General features: G+C 61.7%; 3 protein-coding genes and 1 pseudogene. All 4 read left to right on the top strand.

What is annotated here, in order from left to right; genetic code table 11:
- Positions 1-466 precede the first annotated feature (466 nt).
- Positions 467-11632: a hypothetical protein gene (locus tag NK667_RS16205; RefSeq protein ID WP_054615444.1), complete on the top strand. Its 11166-nt coding sequence runs from the start codon at positions 467-469 to the stop codon at positions 11630-11632.
- 14 nt (positions 11633-11646) lie between these two features.
- Positions 11647-18924 carry a hypothetical protein gene (locus NK667_RS16200; RefSeq protein ID WP_054615443.1) on the top strand — a complete coding sequence of 2426 codons (7278 nt, stop codon included), beginning with the start codon at positions 11647-11649 and terminating at the stop codon, positions 18922-18924.
- Positions 18925-18937: 13 nt separating this feature from the next.
- Positions 18938-19462 (top strand): papain-like cysteine protease family protein, encoded by a 525-nt coding sequence (locus NK667_RS16195; protein ID WP_054615442.1) that lies wholly within the window; start codon positions 18938-18940, stop codon positions 19460-19462.
- Positions 19463-19586: 124 nt separating this feature from the next.
- Positions 19587-19724, top strand: a pseudogene (locus tag NK667_RS16190) (NADH:flavin oxidoreductase/NADH oxidase); the annotation flags it as partial.
- Positions 19725-19738: the final 14 nt, after the last annotated feature.

Raw genomic sequence — 19738 nt, 5'->3', positions numbered from 1 at the left:
GCAAGCATATTTTTGCGCCTTATAAAGCGGGGCATTTCTCCTCTCGGGCGCCTGCAGCGATACTCAAGCGCCAGCGCGCCGAGTCCATGCTGCGATGATTTCCGTAGATTCGATCTGGTTAGGTACCGAGCCGATGAACATGTGAGCTTGCACTGAAAAGACGAAAAACGGCGATTGGCACCGACGGGTTCAGCCATCGCGATAGCGATGGATTTGCTCCGAACACTTTTCCACCTACAAATAGTGGGTTTTGTGAAGCGCTGGCCATTTTCTTAACTACAATGTCCTTTGTTAAATAATTATTTGATCTGCATCGATATTATTAAGATAAGTTTCCTTACACTAAATTTCGCCTGCGTTTTTTGTCTGCATGTTACTGAACATCTGCTTCTGAACATTTGCGTCAATCCGAAGCGCCAGGGAAGGTGTCCATCGTCGTCCCTGTCGCAATGCAAAGGGGATTACCTTGGCCAAGCTCGTTCTGTTTGCCGATAAAAACAACACCGTTCAGCTGTCTGCTGACGCCGCCCTTGTTGGCGGTGACGCCGACATGCACGATCTTCATGTTCAAAGACTTCATTTTGAGGCGAGCGGGAAGAACGTTTCGTTTTCAATTGATTCCAAAGTCGCCACGGGTCTGGTTCTGCCAGCAAAGTTGCTGAAAAAAGACGAAGCGACCGGTGAGTATTCCCTGGCGTCTCGCAAGGAACTGGTCAAGCTGCCTCAGGACGAGTTGTCGGCATTGCGCGAGCGGGTGCGGCAGCGTTTGGCCCAGCCATTTGTCCTCTCGCTGAGCGACGCCACCCAGGATTTTTTCGGCGTGCGCGCTTGCGGCGCAGCTGCCATCAAGGCTTCATGCTTAATCTCGCCTGCCATTCTCGATGGCCTGGAAGGCATCGAACTCGATGACTGGATTTTAAAGCTGAAGGCTGTCGGAGAACTCAAATTCAGTTACGCACTGAAGAGTTACAAGGCGCCCCCCGAGCTTGCCGGGTGGCTGAACCTGAACATTGTAGTGCGGCGGCGCAAGCTGGAAGACATCGCCAAAGCCGTAATGGCTGCACTCGATGTAGACATGCCGGCATTCCCGGGGTTCGACCTGAAGCTGCACGCGATTCCGCTGCCGAATCTCAACCTCGACGGGCTCAGGTTCAAGGTGCCAGAGAATTGGTTCCCGTCGCTGTTCGACCTGGCGTTCCCTTCTTTCGGCAAGGACATGCTGTTTGAAATCACCAAGGCACCCAGGTTCGATATCGCGGCGAGCGATGGCCAGATCAGAATCACCACGGCGGAGCCCGGTGCAGGTGAATTCCAGTCCAGGAAGGCCGATGGCAGCGTCGAAAAAATGCTGGGCGTCGCAGACCTCACGCTGCTGCTCGAAAATGGCCGTCTCAATTTCACCGCTACGATCGAACCCTTTACCTCTTCATACATGCGGGACAATGTCACCATTGACAAGTCGTGGCTGCCCTTTTTGCTCAATGTCGAAAAGCTGGCAGTGACAACAGAGATCGCCGCCATCGATCTTGCGAATGCAAAAGCTCCTGCAATAAAGATCAACTACCAGCTCAGCGGTCTGAAAATCGTATCGCGCACCGAGCCTGATCTGTTCATAACGCTCGACCTCCATCTAGAGACGAGTTCCAGCGAGGGCATGCTGGCGACCCGTGTGACCACACTGGAAGTGGTGGCACCGTATCCGATCGAACTGATCAAGAAGGGCTCAGCTTACTTTGCTAATGCCGTGGGCGAACTGATCCGGCTGGTCGGTCCGGTCGCGCTGCCCAAGGCGGGAGCGCCGGGCGCCGACCCTTTGAAACGACTATTGGCGCACCTGGGCCGTATGCTCGGTTCGGCCATTACCTGGCTGGCACGTCAGGCTGGCGCCGCCGCGGGGATGCTGGCGGGACTGCTGGAGTCAGTGGCCAAAGCCCTCGGCAGTCTGATCGAGACCCTGGCCAAGGAAGGCGAACAGGCATTCAGCCACGTCATCATCGAAGTCCGACTCGACCCCAAGACATACCAGCTGCGGCAGATCATTCTGCAACCGACAGGCTGGAAAGCCTTTGATCGCGACCTGGACCTGAGTGCGCTCGATTTCGACCTGCGAGTTTCGGCCCGTCTGGAACCGTCGCTGGTGATCGATTTCGGTCCTGACCAGTGGTTCGGTCTGGTGGTGCAGCCGCAGGTGGGCGCAGAAATTACGCTCGGGACTGACCTGTGGCTGAACCGGGAGACAGGCCCTGGCCAGCCAGTCAGCACGGTAGACAACCCACAACGGGCGGCCAAAGAGCGGCTGATTCAGATTCGCGCGAAACCAGGAGCCTACAATCCCGCGGGCGGAGCCAAAGCGCATGAACTGGTGGTGATTGCGGTCCAGCGCGGCAATCTGCGCCTGTTCCAGAAAATCCAGTCACCCGTGCAGCGCGCAGCGCCTACCGAGATCCAGTTACCGATTGGCGCCAATGCGCCGGTCATTTCGTTGAGCCAGTCCGGCCCGCTGGTTGACGCCACCATCGGTACGGGCGCGAGCAACGACTTGATCGTCGATTACAGTGCCGATGTGGCGAAACTCAAGGAGCAGGTGCTGGCCCTCATGCCCAAGGCCGACACCACAAGTGCGCCGACAAGTGGCGGCGGGGTTCTGGACGAGCTCAAACAGAAAATCGAGATCATCGAAGTCACACCCCGTTTCAATGATCGCAACCTCGAAATTGAATTTTCAATCAAGGTTCACCTCGATACCCATTTCGCACCCGACACCAAGCTGATTGTCTCGGTCGATCTGAACAACCTGGCCGTCAAGCTCACCGGCGGTGACCGTATTGCGATTCGGGGCAAGGGCAAAAAGAGCTACACCCCGTTCGGGGTGGAGTTGCTGGTCCGCCCACAGAACGCTGATCTGCCCGATAACAAGGACTATGAACAGTTCTACCTCGACCTGGCCCATGGCGGCGAGAGCATGGGGCTGGGGTCGGAAGCGGTGGCCGAGCTTTCCTACGGCAGTGTGTCGTCGAGTGGCAAGGGCTTGCAGTTCAGGGTGCCGGTGTTTCGGGTGGGGCGCGGCGGCATCGATCTGGAAGCGCACATCAAGCCGGATCCGGTCACGCTCGGCGGGGTGGATGTGCCGTTCAAGTTCGATGCGGGCCACATTGCCATCAGCGGTTCGCGTTTCAGCGGCGGTTCACTCACAGGCAGCGGCCAGCTACCGCAGTCGCTGATCGGCGAAGCCAACGCTTCGATCGCCCTGACGTTGGCCGGGCGGGACAACAGCATTGTGGTGGAAGCAGCCACGGCGCGCATTGACAAGAGCGGCGATCCGATTCGCTGCACCGCAACCCGGTTCGACCTCAAGATTACGGAACTGGGCTTCGACTTCGTGCGCGAAGGAGGCAGCTACCATTTCTTCTTCCAGGTCACGGGCAGCGCCAGCTTCAATCCCGGTAAAGGCGAATTCACCAACGGGCTGCTCAAGCATTTCGGCGGTGTCGAAATCAAGCTCGACAAGGCCCCGGTCGCAGCCGACCCGCGAGTGTTGATGCGCGCCATGTCGTTCAAGGTCAAGGTCGACCCGGTCAAGACCATCAAGGCATTCGACATCTTCAGCTTTGAGTTGCGCTCCTTTGGCTATCATCCCGCGTCGCCCGCTTTCGACGGCGATCCCGCCATCTCGATCGGCGGTCAGATCAAGTTCATGAAGAGCGGCGACAAGAACACTGTCCGCATGGACTTCCATGACCTCTGGTGTTCGTTCGGTGACGGCAAGCCGCGATTTCGCTGCGACGGCCTGACCGTGGGGCTGGCGCTGGGCGGCGTCAAGGTCGAGGGTACTGCGATCACGGTCGATGGCGGCCTGCCCAGTCTGTACAAGCCCGACGTGCTGCCGGCCAATGTCACGGCGCACGGTTTTCTCGCGTCCGGCAAGATCGAGTTTCCCGGTTGGTCGCCCATGACGGCAGCCATGGGTTTCCTTGAGCTGCGCAACAAGAACGACAAGAACAGCGCACCGCGCCATGCCTTCTTTATCTACGGGCAGCTTGAAAAGCAGACTGAGCCTATCGACACGCCAGTCGGGCGCATCTACCTGCGCGAATACGGCTTCGGTTTTGGCTACCGCTACACTCTGGCCGGCATCGCCCGGGCCGAAACGGCCAAGAGTCCGAATGAACTGATCCAGATCCTCGATGAGGTGTCCAGATTTCAGGGCAGTCTGGATCGCTTCGAAGCGTGGCAGCCGACTTACGACAACGCCGATCTGACGTTCGCCCTGCGCGGCATGTTTTCGATGGCGGCAGCGTCGGAACGGGGAAGCTACAACGCCGACAAGGAGAAGGATCTCCCCAATCCTCTGCTGCTCGATATCGTGGCCGCCTTGCGCACCGACCTGACCTTCCTGATCAATGTGCGGGCCTGGATTGCAGTCAACTACCACGACTGGACCACCGCTGCGCCAGGCGATGTGTGGCGTACCAATCCAACCATGCGTGGCTACCTGTACTTTTCGGTACCGCGCAAGGAGTTCCTGGGCCGTTTCATCGCCAATAAGGCTGGCCACATCGGCGTCCATCCCCAATTGCCGTCCCAACTGGTCGACGCCATTCGCGGCACCGATTTTTCCGCTACTTTGTATATCCGCCCCGGTCTGTTCCATTTCGAACTGGGCTGGCCGTACGAGCTGGGCATTGAGCTGGGCAAGCCGACTGACAACTTCTACATGAAGATCAACGGCGGCCTGATCCACCGGATGGAGGATTTTTCGGTCCTGTTCGGGATGGCCTTTCGCGCCGTCGGTGCGGTGCACCTGGAAGGTCGCTTCGGTTCCAGCAGTTTTGGTGCGGCCGCCGTGGCACACGCCGATTTCGCCATCGAAGCGAAGATCCTGTCCTTCATGTCGCTGCGTTCACCCGCTGAAACGATGTTCTACGGTGAACTGCGAATCGATGTGACGATTCAGGTCAGTGTTGAAGTCTGGCTCAGCTTCAAAGTGTTCGGTCACCGCATTCATTTATCGACCGGCTTCGCGCTCTATCTGGCCGTATCGATCGCGCTCGAGGCCGTGCTGTCCGCCAAAGGAGGGCTGGGCGGACGCGCTCATGCCTCGGTGGGTATCCGTGCCTTCGGCCGCTCGGCCTCGATCGGCATCGGGTTTTCGTTCAATAACGGTTTGCTGGCTGAAGCAAGAGCTCGCGTCGCGCGCTACAGTGTAATGGGGCTGTCGGCACCGGTGCCCGATCGCAGTAAGGATGGCAGTCGGGTGGAGAACAACCCGCCGCCGCAACCCCAGCGCAGCGAAGTGGCTGCGATCGGCGATCAGGTGGTCGACGACAATGCTGCCGCACCGCCTGATACCGAGGCCGCCAACGATGCCGAGGAGCTGTACGGACGTCCTATCGTTCAAACCGACTTCTGGGCCATGCTGTTCCCGACCGTCCCGCCGGCCGGCCAGGCGGGGGACTGGTATGTGATGCAGATCGTCCCGCGTGACCATACCCCGGTCGACGGCCACGACGACCACATCATGGACTGGAGCGCTGCGCCTGCCAGCTTCTATACCTCGCCGCGCGACACGGGCAGCACGGTAGCGCACCTTGTGGAGTGCTCGACAAACATTGAGGGCACCGGCGCGATCATCGTGCCTGCGTTGTGGGAGGGCTGCGAGAAGACGTTGGATCTGGCCCCGCCGAAGCGATGGGATGAGGGACACCCGGTCAATCTCGGGGGGGTGGTGCAGAAGGCCGGCCCCGGCCAGGGTAGCGACGATGTCACTATCCATACGCTTCTGATGGGATTGTTCCTGGAATGGGAAAAAGACGACACTCAAGTTCGTTCGTATGGCGAGCCCCGGCCCCGTCTTATCACCTCCGGGCTCGATGAACTCAATACAGACCGTGAAGCCTCGGCGCGGCAACTGGCGCGTTCCGGCCGCACCCGCGCCAATCTTCAGGCCTTGGCCAAACGCGAAGCGGAAATCGAAGAATCGCGCTCCGCTGTGCTCGCCGCAGTCGTTGATAGTGCCGCCAGACTGGCGCAGCAGGGAGTTGCAGGGGGTGTCTGGCCAAAGCGTCATCCAGAGATAGACGCCCGCGACTTCGGATTGACATTCTTGCTGAACCGCAAGGCTGTCGATCAGCTATTCCAGGACCTTGGCGAGCTGGTTCCACGGCGTGGACGCTTCACCGTCACCAAATCGGACGTCGCAGGAGCGGGCAGTGTCCTGCTGTTCAACCCGCCTGAGCGCATGTTCCGCGAGGCCCAGCCTGCGTTCGCCCCGGCTCATAAGATCGAACCGCAAGGCATCAAGCTCGACTGGGACCTTGAGCCGTCCTGGGGCAACTCGCAGGGCATCTATCACGACCCCGAATTCCACCTCAAGCATTACCGCATCGTGCGCACCATCGAAGGGATTGGCGAACGGCGGTTCCGCGCCGAGTTTATGGTCAAAGCTGCCGCGCCGGTGACGATCACCGATGATGCCGATACCCCGGGCGCCATCCGCGCCACGTATATGCGTCCACCGTTCCAGTTTGTAGACGACCTGCGCAGACAGGGAAGTGCCTGGAATGAGCGAGGCGAGGAGGACATTCCGCAGGCAATCCGCGACGTGCTGCTGGGGCAGGGCAGTCATGAAGAATGGAAGAATGAGGTTGGAACGGATGATCTCTCTAATGTTCGGATCAATTACCAGATTGTCGCGGTCGATATCGCAGGTACATGCGATTTCGGACGGCCTTATTCTGTAACCGGTTTTGAAATGGCCAAACGGCGGCCTGTGTCTCCTCGCGAGGTGACCTTGCAGTTGGTGTACCGCCGCCTGCCGGAGTTTCCCGCTCAACCGCAGACGCCACAGTTGCGCCTGCTTGCCCGTCCCGGCATCGTCACCATAAATAACGTGGACGAGATTCAGTGGCCGGACGAGAAACAGGTATTCCAACTGCGGATTCTGTCAGAACCGGCGCGCGCCACCGGCGCTTACGGTACCGATGCCATCGACGCGACCGGGCGCCGGCTCGACGAGGGTGCCATTGACAACTTGCAGGGCGACGATGTCGTCGACTTTCTCATTACCGTCAAGATGAAGCTGGCCGATAGCGATACTGGGCCCGGACAACTGGTCAGCGAGTACGTGCCGGAAGGCGAAGATCCCGGCAAGTTTCCGCTGCAGCGGTATCGGCTGGAAATACACAGGATTTCCGGCTCCGCGCTGGTATTGGCAGGCATGGAAAACATCGCCAATGTATTGGGTGCAGACTTTGCTCAGGTGGGCCTGACTCATCGGCTGTTCCTGCGCAGGCTCGACTTCGAGCGCACCCCCTCCAGCAAGCTTCCATCGCTTGCACTGCTGGACGAGAAAGTCCATGGCGAATGGCGAACCGTGAATGCGAACATCGTGGTGGCCGACCTCGAAAAGACTCACATCAGCGCGATGGTCGAAGAGTTCGAGCAGCCGGTCGACGTGGCATTTCGCGCACTGTCCCGAAGCGACATGGTGTCTGGCGAAAGCGGTCGCCTGCACATCATCCAGCCCGGCGCCGGCACTGACCTGTCGATGCTGGTGCGTGCCGAGGTCGACAAAGGCATCGATCCGTTCGAGACCGTGCGCGACCGCACCCGTCGCACCGCCTCGCGTCTGACGTGGAAAGCGCGGCCCGAGCGCTTGCAGCTCACTCCGACTGCAGTCAAGACTCCCGTGTCAAACCTGTTTCGCTGGGTCGGTGGCTTCGACCTGCACCGCATTGATATCGACGGGGTGCCCAAAGGTGCGGACCTGGCAAACTTCGCCAGTCCACTGGGCCGGGTCACGTTGTTGCCGCCATCACTGGCAGGGCTGGAACAGGAAGGCTTCGGCGACTTCGGCAACCTGGAGAGCGCCTATCCGAGCGATACCCTGCGCCAGTTGAAGGCGCCTTCCGCGTCGGGGGCGTCGGGCGTACGCCAGGCCGCGTGGTTCTCGCTGGCCGAGAGCACGGCACTGTTTCCCCGGCCCGCCATCCGCCGGTCCCTGATGGCCGATCCCGACGAGGACATGCTGGCCGCGCTATTCGCGGGTGGGGCGCCAACTGTGATCCGGGTATCGATTCCGGCCTGGAACCTCAAGAACGCCGACCCGCTGGGCGCTTGGGATATTCGCAGGGCAGAAAACCCCGCGGGGAGTCTGCAGGCGGTGGACGGGGACTTGACGGTCGTGGCCCCCGACAACCCGGAAGCGGTCAAGGTGGCGTACTTCGCTTACGGTGGATCCCAACCCGGACGGATCACGGTCGCACTGGTGCGCGATCTGCTGCAAAGCCTGTGCCTGGTGCCCAACGAAGAACACTTCCTTAAGGCGTACGATCAGGAAGATGTTGTGCTCCAGCAGCGCATCGACGACCCGCACTATCTGGCCGCCGTGAACGTCAAGGTCGAGGCGCTTTACCTGCCCAGTCGGAAAGCCTCGTCGCAGGTGCTGGCCGTGACGGCTACTCAGGAAGTACTGGTCGACCTGGCGCCGACGCTGCATCCGGTGCTGGCCGACACACTGGCGCTGTTGGCCTATGCGCCGCTAACTGTGAGCGGAGCGGGATCGCCGGGGCAGGTGTACCGACGCTATTCGCTGGTGCCTGATGCAGCGCCCGAAACCAAGGCGCGTACCTTCGGCGACTGGATCGACGAATCGCCTCCCGAGCGCGACCCGCACGGCTGGGGCGCCTTGCGTACGCTCGGGTTGGCGTACGGCTTTCGGCTGTACGATCCAGAAGCGGGCGAGTATGTCAAAGGTCAGGACTTATTGACGGCGGTCAACGACGCGATGGAGCGCGCGCTCGCCCGCTATCGCGACCTTGATGAAGAGGGCTTGCCGCGACGCTACAACGGCCAGGCATTCGCTGACCTGCTGACCCGTCCGTGGGGCAATGCCAAGCTGTTCTGGTTCGATGGCGGCTACCGCAATCTGAACCGGGCAGAGGGCAAGGACTTGATCCGCAAGGAGCTGCTGGCGGTGATGCAGATTGCCCTGCGGCCGGCGCCCGACCGGTTGGGCATGAGCGTCGGGCAGGAGAACGGCGGACCTCATGTCCATTACTTTGAACTGCTTCTTTGCGACGACAAGGTGCCGGCAGAGATCGCCAACTGGGTCGTCGCGCTCAAGGCGCCGACCCCGAACGAAGCGCCGCAGATGCGTTACGACGTGCTTGCCAGCACCGAAAGCCTGGTGGCCAACCACCCACAGCGGCTTTCCGATGCTACGCCGTATCAGTTGCGTGCACGGCCAGCAAAGGGCGAGCGCATTGCGGTGGTGCGTGCCACCCGGATCGGCCAAGGCAGCGGCACGCCGCGTGCACTGGCCGAAGCGGCACTTGAGCTGCGCCAGATTGAGCTGCGCTTGATTGATGGGAACGATAAAGAAGTAGAAGTAGCGACGTCGCGCAGCTTCTGCTTGCAGGAACTGACCCTCGGGGTCCTGAATCTCAAGGACGGCGAGGTCGCAGTCACCGATCCGGCGTTTGGCAAGTTCGACGCGCTGTCCGGGGAAGACTGGGCTGATGCGCTGTTCCGGCCGGTGGGCGGTGAGAAGACTTATACCGTGGCGCCGGTTACGGCCTACAAGACGCTGTCCTTCTACGCAGGCCGCCGCTTTGCCCGCCTGACCGTCAGGCAAGGAGCCGTGGTGCAGGAAGATCGCGTAAATGTCGAATCCGCCGAGGCCCGCCAGGAGCGCGCCGAGGTCGCTGCCTCCCTTGTACGCTTCTGGCTGCGTTTCATTGAGCACTGCGCGCCAGCCACAGCGAGCGAGAGCAGAATTTACTTCTCGCTCGGCACCGTGGCTGATCCGGGCCAGTGGCGCTGCGCGCCCGATATGGAGGGCAACATCTCGGTGTTGATTCCCGACATGAGCCGGCGCGGAGCACGGCGCAAGTTCGCGGTTCGACCAGTGGGGCGTTACGAAAGCTGGGTCAAGGCTGCCAATAACGGTTTCGAGCGGGAGGCGACCCTGGCAGGTGCGCTGCTGCAGGATTCCACCGAGCAGTTTTTCGACCTCACGCTGCCACGCACCGAGCCGTTGGAAAAACCAGTGGTGCTGTCGGCCATGCGCCACCTTTCAGAAAATGGAGAAGCGAGCGGGCGCCTGGAACTGGTGGTCGCGCACGGGCTGGACATGGTGCTGGGCCAGGCCAACCAGCGTAACGACGCGCAATTGGCGCCGCTCGACCTGTCCGTGGGTTACTGGCGTGAATTTGCTCACCGCGACTGGTTGCGCGCCCTGGCCGCGCTGGCCAGCGATACCGGCGTGACATTTGATGCGCTGGCGCCATTCGGCAGCATCGCGCCGCAGGTGCCCGAGCATATTCTGCCGCCGCTGAACACCGATAAAGCGGCTTCGCGGCTGGTGGAATTGCGCGCGCGCGTGCCCGATGCGTGGCTGGGCGCGACCATGGTGACGGCAGTGCCGCCGCCGTACTTTTTCCGTGTGCATGCGTTGCTGCATTTCTCGGCAGGCATCGTATTGTCGGAGCAAACCGGAACCACCTTCGAGGAAGGCGCATCGACCCTGAGCTTCGCGCATGAAGAGGGCGGCTACAAAGGGCGCAGGAAAGCCGCTGCGCCTTTCTACGAAGTTCTGCGCGAAGGCGATAATGAAGACCTGATGCTGCTGCTTGATTTGCCAGCCGTGCGCTTCATCGATTGCATGCCTGTGGACGAAGCGCAGATGTGGTTCGGCGCTGACGGCGAACATTGGAAATTTATCCGATCCGTAGTGCATGTGCCCGAACCTGGCGTGAGCTACCGCATCGCGGTCGAGACAGCACTTGAGACCCGCCTGGACGGCAAGCGCATCTACGAACCGCTGGCCCGCCAGACCGAAGTTGACCTTTTGCCCGCGCCTACTCCCGCCCCGGCGGCGACTCAGGCAGGCACCCCCCCGGCAGTTCACCAGGGCTTGTATCTGGCGCACAGGAGCGGCTCGCGCCTGCGCTTGTCGCCCAACGGCAGTGATGCGGGACCGCTGCGTATCGACCCTGTTCCGTTGCGAAACAGCGATGCGCTCGAATGGCGTATCCGGGTGCCGCTGTACGTCGACGCACAGGCGTTACCGCGGCCTTTGAGTGCCCCACTCGACACCGAGTGGAGTGATGCACTGGAAACTGCGCTGGCAGTAATGCCTGTACCTGCGTTGCTGGCACGTGCCATTGACGGCTTGCGCGTAGTGACGCTCACCAAGGCGGCCCGCGTTGACGATTGGAGCGCCGTGTGGGATCCGGTGGTTGCCTTGCTGCAGGTGAACGCTGGGGTTGAGCGGGCGCCAGAAGCGCTGGGCACGCTGCTGGCCTGGGCCGTGCAACCAGAGCCTGGCACTGTGCTGAGACTGGCACTCCCGATCCATCTGATCGACAGCGTCAAGCCCGCGCTCACTGTACTGTGTGGAGACGTACCGGAGATTGACTGGGGTGTTGGCATTCAGAGCGTGGTACTGCGACGCGCGCCCACGGATGACGAACTGGTCTTGATCGGCAAACAGTCCGGCGAATTGGGTGAGTGGTTGTACGGTCTGGCGAAGCAACAATTGTTCGGTGACGGCCGGCGGTTGGTGTTCTCGGCGATGAAAGGCGCGCTCCGCCCCATTTTGAGCGATATCGGCCGTAAGCAACTTCCTTGACTGGAGCAGAGCGAATGGCAACTTCAGTACCGAATACCCTGCTTGGACGTGTAAAAGTCTTCGGCGGCAGGCCCGATACCCCGTGCTATGAAGCCGAACTGCGCGCCGCATTGCGCTTGAAAGACGTTGTCACCGACCAAGTGGTCAGGGAAACGGCGGGCCTGCGGGCGCTCATAATGTCGACTGTCACCGAAAACGTGGAGATCGATCCGGGCGGAACAGTGCAGTTGCATACGCCTTATTTACTCCGGCTGCATGCAGCCGCGTATCCGGAATACGACGCCGACCGGCTCAGAGTGGGCGGCAAAGAGGGCAAAGTGCTGCCGCTCGCCGGTCACGACTATGGAGACTGGCTGGTCACGCCGGCCTCGGCACAGTGGCCGGACCAGACGGACACTGAAAAAAAGTCCGGGAAGTGGGATCCCGATCACAACAAGGCCCAGGCCAGTGTTCCGCATTTTCGGGTCGAGGGTGGGGACACGCAACTGATGCTGCAGCTCGATGACAGCTCACTGTGCATACTCCTGGGCGCCGAAAAGAAGAGCTTGTTCGGCGGCCTGAAGACGGAGGCGGTTTCTCGGCTGCCGCTGGCGCTTATGGCCGAAGGCATCGAATTCACTGGCTCGCTGCCCGACCCCACCCGCGACTATGGCGGCCGGGCCGATGCGTCCATCAAGGGGCGATTCCGGCTCGAATACGATCTGGCCCGGGACAAGGTCCGAAAGGACGGCGGCTATCTGCTGCGGCTGGTCGCTGAGCCGGGTGCGGACCGCGCCCCCATGGACGCCCTGGAAGCGAGGATCGGAGCCGCATTCACCGATCTGGCGCTTGAGGGGGAGTCGCCGCTGGCCATCAGTCTGGACCGCAGGCCGCTGGTGCCGCCCTTGATTTGGCCCCTGAAACTCAAGGGCAACCGCCTGACGCTGATTCCTGTCGCCGGGTCTGCGGGTGATTTCGAGATGGAGATCGACCGCAGCGCGGTTTCGGTGCGCTTGCGTACACGCAGCAATTACCCGGGCGAGGTGACGGCGCTGGCCTCGGTGTTGGTGGAGCGCATCAGGTGGATCAAGACGGCCGCCGGGTTCGATTTGCACCTGACAGCCGGTACGCTCCAGAACCCGGAGCTGAGCCTGGCCTTTACCAAAGGGGCCGACGACGGCTGGACCACGGCACTGACCGGCACGGCCGGCGCCCAGAGCGTGACCGTTCCCTTGTTCGAACACGCCGGGCGTATGCTCAATCTGTACCGTCAGGCGCGTGCCAAAGCGCCCGATGACAAGCACCCCTCGTTCCTGTATTTCCCGGTGGCTGGTGGCTGGCTGCAACTGGGCCTGCCAAAGGAGAAAGATACGGCTGCGCAGCCGCCGGAGTCCGTTCAAAAAACCGCGTCGGTGCTGGCGGGGAACATCGTGGCAGGTACTGGAACCGGCGCAGGACGAGGCATCCGGATTAATGACGCGTTGGCACTGGCGCTGACCATGCACTGGGAGACGGGCGTCGGGCCGATCCGCGCGCGCCGGGGCCAGTTGACCGTGAGCGGGGCCAAGGCGATGTACCGTGGCTTCCTGTTTGCTGCCGAGACCAGTCCCACCGCAGCCGAGGCACTGCCCGACTTGCGTCGCGGCCCGGCAGCCACGCGCGAACTTCCGATCTGTCTGGGCGCCAGCACCCCACGACTAGGCCTGAAGGGAAAGTTCACCTGGCAGGCTGCCGACGATAGCTGGCAGCTCGAGGTCGAACAGATAGTCGGAGGCAACCTCGACACCGGTCCGGTGCAGCACATTGCCTGGCTACCGGCCGGGCCCAACCCCTTCATCAGTAATCACACGCTCACTCGCAGCGTCGCCTCGGCCACCGAGCCATCGATCTCGCGCAGCCTGTTGCCGATGAACCTGGGGGCAACGTTCACACTGAGCCTGGAGGCCAATGCGGCACTGCCGCGTCTGCTCCCGAAAAGCGCACTCACATGGCATTACGTGTTCCCCGAGCGCGGCGCTGAGTTCCGGGCCGATACTTTGTTGCTTCCTTCCCTGGCGGGGATCGAGTTTCTGCCCCCGATACCCGGCCAACCTTTGGCCATTGAGGCAGCGCTGCGGTTCGACGTGCCGCAGTTGGACGAATTGTTCGCCTGGTCTGATCCGCCACTTGAGCGGGACACCAAAGTGTCCCCCGAGAAGATTGCGAGCGTCGCGGTGACCTCGCTCGACCTGGAGGGCATGCGCAAGGTGTGGGGCGCGAACCGGGTGCGGCTGGCCTTGACGCGTACCCAGTCGGCCTTCGCCAGCCCATGGCAGACGGTGGGGGGAACCGCCACCGCGATTGCCGTTGATGGGCTGGTGGAGCCTTACTCCTGGAAAACATCGTTCAAGGTGGACATCACAAGCAGCCTGTACGGTAGCTACACGCTCGACGGTGTCGAATACACCCCCGAGCGGGCAGTGGGCGGCCTGGATCGGGCGACATTCATCGCTGACGACACGGAACTCAAGCCGGACGCAAAGGGGTCAATCCATGTTGCCGGCTTTGCTGCCAGCCTGTTCGATTCAGCGAACCGACGCTGGGATTCGCGCGGCTTCGGAATGGCGCCCGAGGCAACGGCCTCAGGCCGGCTGGTATCGCACCGCATGCGGGACGAAGACGGAGCGGTGAAGCAGAAAGAGTGGAACCTGTTCACGATGGCCGATGTGGTGTCGTTCAGAAAGGGCAGTGCGAAAAAGGCTGACCCGGGCTTCCCGCTCGACTTGTGTTTTTATGTGCGCGACCTCGCTCTGGCTGACGGCAAGTTTGAGGGCGCCGAAAATCCGGTGGAAAGCGCACGGGGCGTTACCGGGCAAGCGTTCCTGCCTTCTGCTTTTCCGGGCTCACTGCACGAATGGCGCTTTTTTGAGGCGCCCGACGGCCCCGAGCAGGTCAGGCGCCACGATATCGCCTATGGCCCGTTCCGCTTCAAGCCGCTACGCCTGCTCCATGCCAGCTTCGACAGCGATGGCGTGCCCACTGATATTCAGGTTGTCGGCAGCATGCGTCTTGATCTCGATCCGGCACTGTCGGCCGAAGCCGCCAAGCCCTTCGGCCCTGATGAAGTCTACCGTGGGGGCGACCTGTTCAAGCTCACCCTCAAGCACGATCCCGCTACGAGCGCGTGGAGCCACAGCTGGCTTGCGGTAGCGAGCGTGCACGACGACAAGACCGGGCTGTTGAAGTTCATGGATCGAAAGGACGATAACGTCGGCTGCTCGGTCGTACTCGCCGCATCGGCCGAGGGCATCGGCTCGAAAAAACCGGTGGCGGCGACGATCAGTCTGGGACTGACGAGTCGTGACGCCACGCTGCGTGCGCGGTTATTCGGCAATGATGCCATCCTCTTTTGCGAGGCGTACAAACAAGTCGGTGATGGCATAGACCTGGTATTTACTGCACCGGCGCCGGATGCGCACGACCCGAACATGCACGGCATCTGGCTGATCGACGTCGCCACAACCGTCTCGATCCGCAAGGCCGGCTCGACTCTGCGTATCGACGGCGCGCTGGCGGTGATGGCAGACGGCGCGACTGCCCCGACAGTGGCTACGGCACTGGCCGTGTTTCGCACCGGTAGTTGGCAATGGCTGGATCTGAAAGCCGACGCGGCGCTCAATTCCGTGCTGTGGGTTGACCACAACACCGGCGTGGTGAGCGCAAGCTTGAGCGGCACTGGAACCGGCGCTCCACTGTTCGCGATCACGCACACCGATTACGTCGTGAGTGGAAATATCGAGGCTGTCGTTGCGGCCCGGCCCCCGCTCCGGCCCCTCACACACAACACGACCTGCATACCGATGACAAGCGTATGGATGCGCGTGTCCTGCATTGCCAAGGCCGGCGATGCTGCCATCGACCATCGCTTGCTGGCTGGACCCGCGAAGACCGAACACGTGCTCGACATCAACGCAATGGTTGTCGTCAAAAGCGCGATCGCCTGGCCGCTGAATGGCATGAGAAAGCCAGGTGAGGTCGAGTTCGGTCTGAAAGATGACACTTGGTTCGAACCGGGGCTGGCGGGGGCACCGCTCAACCCGCTGAGCCGCGTATTCAGCATCGCGCCCGATGCCCGGCTTGCCCGGCATGAAGTCACGCTGCAGCTCAAACGTCATCGCATCGACGCCGCCCAATTGGTACGCCATACCCGTGTCACCGTGCGCGTCCCGATACGCCTGCTCGCTGTAGCCGAGCACCGGCTGATCCAGGTCGACGTGCCAACCGGCAAACCTGCGCGTGAGGCGCGCTGGCAGTCACTCGACTCCATCTCGATCACCACTGCGGCGGCGATGCTGGAGGCCATCGACGTATCGGCCGAGCCTGGCAAACGCTATTACTATTGGGCACCGCGCTACCGGTTCGGCACATTCCGCACCGCGGGTGATGACCAGTTGATCAGGGCTACACTGGCGCCGATGTCGCGCGCGCTGTCGGGGTTTTACGATGCTTCCATGATTGAATACCTATGGAAGGGGCTGGCCGGAGATCACGCCCACACTCCGCTTTTTCTGGGCAGCTCGGCCCTTCAGTTCCGCTTCGGCAAATTCGAGCGCTCGCTGCTGGCCGTGATGCCATGGGTCCAGTTACCCGGCAATGACATCATGCTAGAGCAGCGCGGCGGCGTTTGGCATACCGCCAGCGTCGACATCTGGTCGGCACATTCGTTGGCAAATATGGAGTCGCTGCGTGCGATCGGGTTGGCCGCCGATGTGGACGCGCCCGACGTTGCACGGCGGTTTGCTGCAGCAGGAGTGGCCGGACCGTCGCCCGGGCTGTCCCTGGCCGACATGTTGCCCGTTGAACAAAGCTTTTTTGAAAAATGGGATTCGAAGCAGGCCAGACCGATGCCGATGGCCGCCGCCGACCTGTCCAGAGCGCCGTTCTTCTTGCGAACTTTGCTGGTTGTGGCGCGGCGCTGGTACCAGGATGGCGGAGTAGACTCGGTTCCTGAGCCGCCCGTGTCTGGATGGGATGTCGCGTCGCTGCACCCGTGCACCACTGACGGCGATGCGTCCCGGGGACCGGGCGTGATTCGGGTCGAGATCCGCGCTGACACGCAACGGCAAGTACCGTATCGCGAACCAGTGACGATGCTGCCTGCCGATCTGGTCGTGCTGTCACGCGATGGCGCGCGCCGGATTGGGGCATACCGTCTGGTTGCCAAGGCTGTCCTGATGGGCAGCCCGCGAAGCAAGCTCAATGCTGCGCTGGTAGAGCGTGCTCTTGATGAGGATCGCGCAGCCCTGATCGCGATCCAGGAAGTGGGCGACGAGGGTGCCCCTCTGATCACAGTGGCGTCGATTCCCGGTCGGCTCGACGATTGGCTGACGCGGCCGGCCTCCGAGATCCAATTCATGCCCCGGATCGGTCCTTCAGGCGCACTAGGCTGGCCGTCTTCGGTCGCCTTGCAAGGACTGGAGCGGATGGGGCCGAGCCTTGGTGCCGAACTGCCAGTGCTGTCGCCCGAAGCAGGCTTTGCGGCGCGCTTTCAGCGTTTTGGCTGGCCCGCGTTCGCGGTGTGTAAAGATTTTCCTGAAGATGGCGTCGGCGGGCCGCTCGCGCCCGAGGCGTACTACCTCAGCTTCGCCAACCGGGTGGCCTATGATCGCGATACCGCGCTGGCATTCGATGGTCCGCCAGCGCGCCATCTGATACCTGCGCCGGTGCGGCGCCGGGCTCCGGTCAGTAGCAGTGTCGAACGCGCCCTGCTGGAGTTGACGGGTGTCCCCGGCGGAGCCGAGCCGCTGCTGCTGCCGGGAATCGAGCGCGCCACGCTAGGGCGCCGTCCCGGTGTGTTCGAGGTGGCGGTGGCGTCTCTGACGATTCCGGCCGACGAGGGGTCGTTCGATCCTGACCATGCCCGCTTCGGACGGCCCGGCAATTCGGGGCCTGTGGCCGCGCACCAGTTGCGCTCACCGCGCTCGCCGCTGTTGCCGGGCGATGCTGATGATGAGTTGATCGCGCAGAAGACCGGGTTGCCTGAGCTGGCGTTTCGCAGACGAACCTACCTGTCGGAGGCCGACCTCGACAGCGCAGGCCATTACACGTTGTTCAAGACTTTTGACGGCAACGTCGACATCCTGCGCATCGGCGGCGGCACAGGACAAGTCAGGGTGGCCTTACGCATCCTCGGCGGCGAACTGATCGGGCAGAACTGGAATGGCAAGCTGTCGGTCGCTGTCAGCGCCCGTAAGGCAGGCGGAGTGGAGGGGGGCAACAAGATCGCCGGCCTCGAGCTTGATCGCGCGGCGAGCCTGGAGATTGGCAGCAGTAGGTTCGCGCTGAGCGTCATCAATAAAGTGGAGTTTAGCGCTGACTTCAGCTGGGAATGTACGCAAGTGGCGCAGGTGCGCGCATTGTTGCGCGCGGCCAGCGTCGATACTTCGATCCGCCTGTTGTTCTGGGTGCGCCCATCGAATGTCGCTTCCGGCAACGCGGCCGCGCTGCCGGAAGCGACGGTAAGCCTGTGCACGATCAGGCTGGTGCTCGATCCAGGCATCCGCAGCGTGCTGCCGGTTCGCACCACGACCATCGCATTCGGGGATCCTTCGTACGACCGGCAACTGGCAAGCCCCACCAGGTTTCATGCCAAGGAAGTCGCAGGCAGCGGGAACAGCAAACGCATCGTACTGGCGACCGACCGCAAGGAATATGACGTCGGGTCGACCTTGTATCTGGCGTTCGGTGTGACGGCCCGCGAGTCCGGTTTGTTTGCCAAGGACGACAGCGATTTCAAACCGCGCTTGCGCATCACTTTTTCCCGTGCGGGGGACCGCGATCATAAACCCGTCCTGTCCGCTCCACTGGCGGTGGAAGATGTGACGCCCGGCCCCGACAAACGATACCCACTGGACCAGGGCAAACCGTACGCGATTGCACTGTCGCAGTTGTACTCCCCGGAAGAAGCCAGTACCAGTTCGGCTTTGCTCCCCGGTGACCGGCTGACCTTGTCTATGCTTTACGACGCCACGCATGAGTTGGTGGTGGAGGTCGATATCGTCGCCCAGGCAGTGGTTGCACCGGCGCCCTGCGTATTTTCGGTGATCGGCCCGGGTGCGGAAGAAAAATCGATGTCGGTGGTGTTGCATGCTGCGGGGCCGCTACCGCAGCGCATCGAATTCGAGGATTTGACGCGCGACCTTGCGCTGGGTCAGGTGCGGCGCCGAGCTTTGTTTATTTGGCGCTGGGCAACAGTCGCGGGCGCCGATTCCAGGGTCGAACTGGTCAAGTTCGATCGCTCCGGCGGCGCCCAGGTGCCTCCATCTGTTACATGAAGAGGGAAAAGTGATGGCCACACTCAATACGATGCTGGATGTAAAACCGATCAAACAAACAACAGGCTGGAGCTGCTGGGCAGCGGCTGCCGCCATGCTGGTAAGCTGGAAGAAGGGCAGGGCTTATTCGGAGCTGGAAGTGGCGACGATGGCCGGCCCGCAGTACGTGAGCCTGTTCAATAACGGCACCGGCTTGAGCGGACCGCAGTTTGCAGATTTCGCTTCGCGTCTGGGCATGGGAGTTGAAGCGCCGCAAAACTTCAAGCCGCAAGGGTATGAGAGCCTGCTCAAGCAGCACGGGCCGCTGTGGATCGCGGCCGGTCTGGACGCCGGCGGGCTGCGTCGCCACGTACGAGTGCTACGCGGAGTGGTGGGCGACGGGACATTCGACAATACCAAGGCCTATATCCTAGACCCGGCCGACGGCAAGGATTATCAGTCAACCATGACGCAATTTGCCAAGGAACTCGAGGTGATAGCGCGTCAAGAGATCGATGCCGGGCAGGATTTGTACACTCAGGTAATACGGTACGGTTGAGTAGCCGGCCGTGAGTCACGTAAGCCCGCGCGACGCCAGCTTGTCTTCTCACGTGTTGTACAGCGTTACTGATCCGGTGTCGCCGAGCGACTTTCAGATAGCTTAATTGACCAGCTAATCGAACGCTGCGGTGGCCGGGCAACTGGACCTGGTCTCCGTGGGGCGTGCGCACTTGGCTGATCCGCATTAGGCGTACTTTGCGGCGAAAGAGCTGGGCGTCGACAAGGCCGAGTGGACATTGCCTGCGCCTTACCCAAATTAGCTGGAACCTTATCG

The organism is Pseudomonas nunensis (assembly GCF_024296925.1).
GTDB classification, from domain to species: Bacteria; Pseudomonadota; Gammaproteobacteria; order Pseudomonadales; family Pseudomonadaceae; genus Aquipseudomonas; species Aquipseudomonas nunensis.
Note: the sequence above shows the minus strand (reverse complement) of the source record. Positions and strands in the feature narration are given on the sequence as shown.